Source organism: Clostridium polynesiense, from assembly GCF_000820705.1.
GTDB lineage: Bacteria > Bacillota > Clostridia > Clostridiales > Clostridiaceae > Clostridium_AA > Clostridium_AA polynesiense.
In genome coordinates this window covers 1-5,416 of sequence record NZ_CCXI01000109.1, presented here as the reverse complement: position 1 = coordinate 5,416, position 5,416 = coordinate 1, and the positions used below count along the sequence as shown (strand labels likewise).

The window sequence follows — 5,416 nt, the reverse complement described above, 5'->3', positions numbered from 1 at the left end:
GAAGCACCAATGGCGGTAAGTTTTAAAGGAGCATCGGCAGAAGCGGTTAATGAATTTCAAGAAGCTATGGGAATGGTGTACAAATACGGTTCCTTTACCGCTGATGCTAAAAGTCATATTATAGTTTTAGCTGCTACAGCTTTTATATTTTATATTCTTGCTGTTATAAATCTTTCAAGGAAGAGGAAATAGGGGAAACTTAATTCAGAAGTAAAATATTAATGACTTTATTATATTTTTTACTGACAGCTCTAAATTTCGTATTTAGAGCTGTCAAATAACAGTTTTATAAGGCTGTGAAAGAGTTTTACCTGGGAAGGATTGTACCAATCTTCTTCAACTTCAGCCATAAGCCACATCACCTCGTCTAAGAAAACGTGTTCTAATGCTTTACTCCAGTACTGCTTCTCAAGTTCAGTTAAAAGGATATATTCATTATAGCCCATCATAAAGGTTTTCCACTGCTGTGGTGTAAATATTACCTGAGGAGCAGTAGACAACTCGTTGTGGAACAAAAGCAGCGAGAGGGCTAAATCAAATATCCTTGGAATCCAGCCGGCATTATCCGGGTCGATTAAATAAGGTTCAGGAGTATAAATCAAGTTATTTGCCTTATAATCATGAGGAGTAGTTATAAAGGGTAGAACAACATTCTTTAATTGCTCTTGTGCCTCCACCGCCTTTAAAAGTTTTCCCTTCAAAGCCACCCAATCTGTGCTGTAGTTTACCTTTTCTGCATAACTCTTCATACTCTTTATGCTGTCCTCAACCTCTTCAGGGAAAAAGTCATAAACATCATACTCATAGAGCTTATAAATATTTTCTTTTGGTGAATGATAATGTATACTTCCTAAAAGTTTTCCTGCCTCATATATCTCCTCATCCTTAGCCGAATAGGTGTAACCTTCTATGAAGGGGTATACTACATAAACATCCTCCTCAAAACTTTGTGGATTTTCTTTTCTTAGTTTAACAGGGGTAACTATGTTGATTCTTTTGGATTTAAGAAATTCTGTGTATTCCATAAGCCTTTGTGCCTTCTCTAAAGGCCTTTGAGTTTTTTTAATAATATATGAAGACTTTTCCTCAGTTATTTTGTAAACCGGAGAAAAGGGGTAGATACTAGCCGGCTCTTCCTTACAGCTGAAGCCGAAACTTTTTATTATTTCACTGCTGTTCATATGAAATCCTCCTAATTTTTATAGATATAATCCTTATAAAGCTCTGTTAGCTTTTCAATCTTTTCTTTCATAGCTGACACCAGCTTCTTTGGCTTAATTACTTTTGCATCACTCCCTAAGGTTAAAAAGTACTTAGAAAGAAATTCTATATCGTTAGTATCCATAACGGTATGTATATATCCCTCTTCGCCCGCTGTTTCGGTTATATGAGGCTGAAAAAAGGGCATGCTCCTGCATTGTCTTATTCCTTCTCTTGTAAGGAGCACATGAAGAGTTAAGGGAGTTTCAGCCATATCCCTATTGAACCAATCCTTTAAGGTCATATTAAAATCATATTTTTCTGAAGAGGCTTCTAAAGAAATAATCCTGTCCAGTCTGAAAATCTTAACCTTATTACTTTCTATATCCAATGCAGGCATGTACCATAAACCGTCATAGCCGTAGACTCCAATGGGGGTAATCCTTCTGGTTTTATCATTTTTCTCTGATTTATATTTCATAATTAAAACATCATTATTAATAGAAGCATCTATACAGTCCTTTAAAAAAGGAGCGGCTATATCACTTTTTGGATTCCAAAAGGAAAAGACCGATTCTAAAGAATCTATTTTACCTTTTACATCCTCCGGGAGAGCATAGTATAGCTTTCTTGACGCTGATTCGATATCCGCATCAAAAGGTAGAGAATTATAATACTTTAGAGATTGAAAAGAGAAAAATATGGAAAGAGCCTCATTTTCATCAAATAACACAGGAGGCAGCATTCTGTTTTTTAAAACTCTATACCCTCCTCCTCTTCCCTGTTCAGTATATAAAGGAATACCCATTTCGCTGAGCTCCATTAAATATCTGTGAGCTGTTCTTACAGAGATTTTAAATTCATAAGCAACATCCTGAGCAGTAAAGCTCTTTTTTGAGTTTACATAAAATATTAAATCAAAGAGGGTTTTAACCTTTGTCATAGTGCCTCCTATATTTTTAAAAATACTTTTTATAGATAACTATACAAAAACTGTCATGTTTATATTGTATTGTATTTAGTAATAGGAGTCAAAAAATTCTATTTACAAGAACTTCAAAATATTAATAATAGGAGGTATAAAATGAATATAATATTAGGTGCTACAGGACAAATAGGCTCGATGGTGGTTGATAATCTTTTAGAAAAGGGAGAAGCGGTGAGAGCTGTAGTCAGGGACGAATTAAAAGCACAATCTTTAAAAGAAAAAGGCGCTGAGGTTGCAGTGGCAGATTATTTTTATGGAGAGGAATTGAAGAAAGCTTTTAAAGGGGGAAGTACAGTTTTTCTATTGACTCCTGAAAATCCCTTCGGTGAGGATTTTATAGGTGACATTGAAAAAATCATAAAAAACTATAGAGAAGCGGTTATTTCTTCAGGTATTGATAAAATTGTCGGTCTGTCCTCCATGGGTGCACAAAATCCATCAGGAACGGGAAACCTGGAGGCTTCCTACCTACTTGAGCATGGATTTTCAGATATAGAAGCAGAACTAATTTTTGTCAGGTCAGCCTATTATTTCAGCAATTGGCTTGCATATTTAGAAATGGCTGAAAATCAGGGGATACTGCCCACGTTTTTCCCTCCGGATATGAAGCTGCCTATGATTGCTCCTCCTGATACAGCGAAATTCTTATCAGATATAATAGCTTCCCATTCTCCTCAGGAGAGAATTTATGAAATAGAAGGACCTTGCGCTTATACTTCCTTAGATATAGCAGAAATATTTCAAGAGGTTTTAAATAGAAAAGTCACCCTAAATCAGATCATGGCTGAAGAATGGGAGGATACCTTTATGCAGTCGGGATTTTCTAAGGATGGAACGGAAAATCTTATGCTTATGACAAAAGCGGTTATTGATGGGAAGACACATAAGGAAATGGATAATATAATTCAAATGCCTACAGATTTTAAAAGCTATTTAATAAATACATTGAAATAAAAATTAATTTAGTTGTTTTTATAGTAAAATATTGTAGAAATCTATTAAAGCTATGGTAAAATAGATTTGATTATATGACAAAAGAAGGGATGCAATTGAAGGAAAATAAAAATTATCTATTTACCAACAAAGATTTGTACAAGCTTATAATTCCTCTGATTATAGAACAATTACTGTCTATTGCTGTAGGAATGGCAGATTCCATGATGGTTGCAAGTGTTGGAGAAGCTGCGGTTTCTGCTGTATCCTTAGTAGATTCAGTAATTGTTCTTTTAGTTAATGTCTTTGCTGCATTAGCTACAGGAGGAGCAGTGGTGGCAGGCCAGTACATAGGAAGAAAAAAAGAAGAAGAAGCATGTGAAACTGCAGATCAGATTATCCTATTTACAGGGCTTTTATCCATAGCTATCATGCTTTTAATGTATATAGGAAAAAACTTTATATTGAATAATATCTTTGGTGCTATTGATGCTGATGTTAAAGCTTATGCTGAAACCTATTTAATGATCGTTTCGTTATCTATTCCTTTTATAGCGCTTTACAATGGAGGAGCAGCACTTTTCCGTACCATGGGAAACTCAAAAATCACCATGATAACCTCTTTAGTAATGAATATTATAAATATAGTAGGTAATGCAGTGCTTATTTATGGCTTAAAAATTGGTATAGCAGGAGCTGCAATACCAACGCTTATTTCCAGAACCACAGCAGCAGTGATTATTATTATATTATTGAAGAATCAAAATCTTATGGTGCATTTAACAAGACCTTTCAAATTTCACTTTAAAAAGCGTATGATTAAAAAGATATTACATATAGGAATTCCAAACGGACTTGAAAACAGCATGTTTCAATTAGGTAAAATACTGTTATTAAGTTTAGTTGCAAGTTTCGGTACAGCATCCATAGCTGCTAATGCTGTTTCTAATACCGTTGCTATGTTTCAAATTTTACCGGGATTGTCTATTGGTCTTGCGGTGTTAACAATAGTTTCCCGCTGTATAGGAGCAGGAGATTACAAACAGGCTAGACATTATACAAGAAAGCTTTTAAGTATAACTTATATTTCCATGATAGCAGTTAATATTTTACTTATGGCAGCGCTGCCTTTAATAGTAAAGATATATAACCTAACAGATGTAACAGCACAGATCACTATGAAAATACTAATATATCACGGATTTGCCTGTACTATATTGTGGCCGGCAGCATTTACACTTCCTAATACCTTGAGAGCTGCTAATGATGTAAGGTTTAGCATGTTTATATCCATAGCCTCTATGTGGATTTGGAGGATAGGCTTTGCCTTTATACTGGGAAAATATTTAAACCTTGGAGTTTTTGGAGTTTGGGTAGCTATGACCATAGATTGGTTATTCAGAGTAGTTGCCTTTGTAGTAAGGTATAGAAGTAAAAAGTGGGAAAATTTAAGGATATAGTTATAAATAAAAGCAGAGTAATGGTATCTGATTAACCATTACGCTGCTTTTTCCCTTGATGCTATCTTTACCGCCGGAAGAGCAGCAGTTAAAGCTATTACCGGAGAAATGATCAATATTAAAGCTATAGTATATGGATTTATGTGGATGTGAAAGTCTTCAATAATAAGATTGATAATATTTATAGTTAAAAGGCTTAAGGCTATTCCTATGAAGCCTCCCAGAAGTCCTAAAATTCCTCCCTCTAATAAAAAAAGCTTATTGATGTCCTTATCATTTCCTCCAAGGATCTTAAGTATTTGAATTTCTCTTTTCCGTTCCATAACAGCCATTATCATTATATTAACAACGCCTACTGAGGCTACCAGGATAATTATAAAGCCTATCCCTCCCAGTATTAAGGCCACAGTGAGTTTTATTCCGTTATAAAGTGCTGCCTCCCAATAGTTTCCCGTTACATCATAACCCTTTAAGGATAGGTCTCTAATAATAGAGGGAATATTTTTAGGATGGCTAGCTTTTAAAACTACCTTGCCATAGGCAATATCCTTATGGAGAAGCTGAAATAAGGAAGAATCATCAATAGTAATGCTGCTGTACAGTGAATCTATATATTCTGCCGGAAGATAAATCATTGAGGCATTATAATTCCATGGACTTTCTTTTTCAACCTCTGTATCATAATTAGCAGGTATGTCAAAGAGGTAATCATCATTTTCTAATATACCTTCTATTATAAATTCAGCTTTTTTTGAAGTTTTTTTACTGTTTCCCTTATGATCGGTTATGCTGTATTTTATATCAAAGGAAACAGTTTTTCCTAAAACATCTATTT

The 5,416-nt window shown here is 34.6% G+C and carries 5 protein-coding genes and 1 pseudogene; 3 read left to right on the top strand and 3 right to left on the bottom strand.

Going from position 1 to position 5,416, the window contains the following annotated elements; translation table 11 throughout:
- Positions 1-192, top strand: a pseudogene (locus TA89_RS18605) (ABC transporter permease); the annotation flags it as partial.
- A gap of 59 nt (positions 193-251) precedes the next feature.
- On the opposite strand, the gene TA89_RS10110 reads toward TA89_RS18605, so the two are convergent.
- Entirely contained in the window at positions 252-1,181 is a 930-nt protein-coding gene (locus TA89_RS10110; RefSeq protein WP_040213123.1) for a phosphotransferase, read from the bottom strand.
- An 11-nt stretch (positions 1,182-1,192) separates the two neighbouring features.
- Positions 1,193-2,143 carry a helix-turn-helix transcriptional regulator gene (locus tag TA89_RS10105; RefSeq protein ID WP_040213122.1) on the bottom strand — a complete coding sequence of 317 codons (951 nt, stop codon included), beginning with the start codon at positions 2,141-2,143 and terminating at the stop codon, positions 1,193-1,195.
- Positions 2,144-2,284: 141 nt separating this feature from the next.
- Between TA89_RS10105 and TA89_RS10100 the strand changes: the two genes are divergently transcribed.
- A complete protein-coding gene (locus tag TA89_RS10100; protein WP_040213121.1) occupies positions 2,285-3,142 on the top strand; it encodes an NmrA family NAD(P)-binding protein in 858 nt (285 codons plus the stop codon).
- Between the two features lie 89 nt (positions 3,143-3,231).
- Complete coding sequence (locus TA89_RS10095) at positions 3,232-4,581, top strand: MATE family efflux transporter (RefSeq protein WP_040213119.1); 1,350 nt, start codon at positions 3,232-3,234, stop codon at positions 4,579-4,581.
- Positions 4,582-4,619: 38 nt separating this feature from the next.
- Here the strand turns inward: TA89_RS10095 and TA89_RS10090 are convergent.
- On the bottom strand, positions 4,620-5,416 hold a 797-nt coding region (locus TA89_RS10090), incomplete at its 5' end, for an FtsX-like permease family protein (RefSeq protein ID WP_040213118.1).

What these genes read in the sequence shown, in the direction of transcription:
- TA89_RS10095 (WP_040213119.1), top strand. Translation starts at nt 3,232, where the DNA reads ATGCAATTGAAGGAAAATAAAAATTATCTATTTACCAACAAAGATTTG.
- TA89_RS10110 (WP_040213123.1), bottom strand. Translation starts at nt 1,181, where the DNA reads ATGAACAGCAGTGAAATAATAAAAAGTTTCGGCTTCAGCTGTAAGGAA.
- TA89_RS10105 (WP_040213122.1), bottom strand. Translation starts at nt 2,143, where the DNA reads ATGACAAAGGTTAAAACCCTCTTTGATTTAATATTTTATGTAAACTCA.
- TA89_RS10100 (WP_040213121.1), top strand. Translation starts at nt 2,285, where the DNA reads ATGAATATAATATTAGGTGCTACAGGACAAATAGGCTCGATGGTGGTT.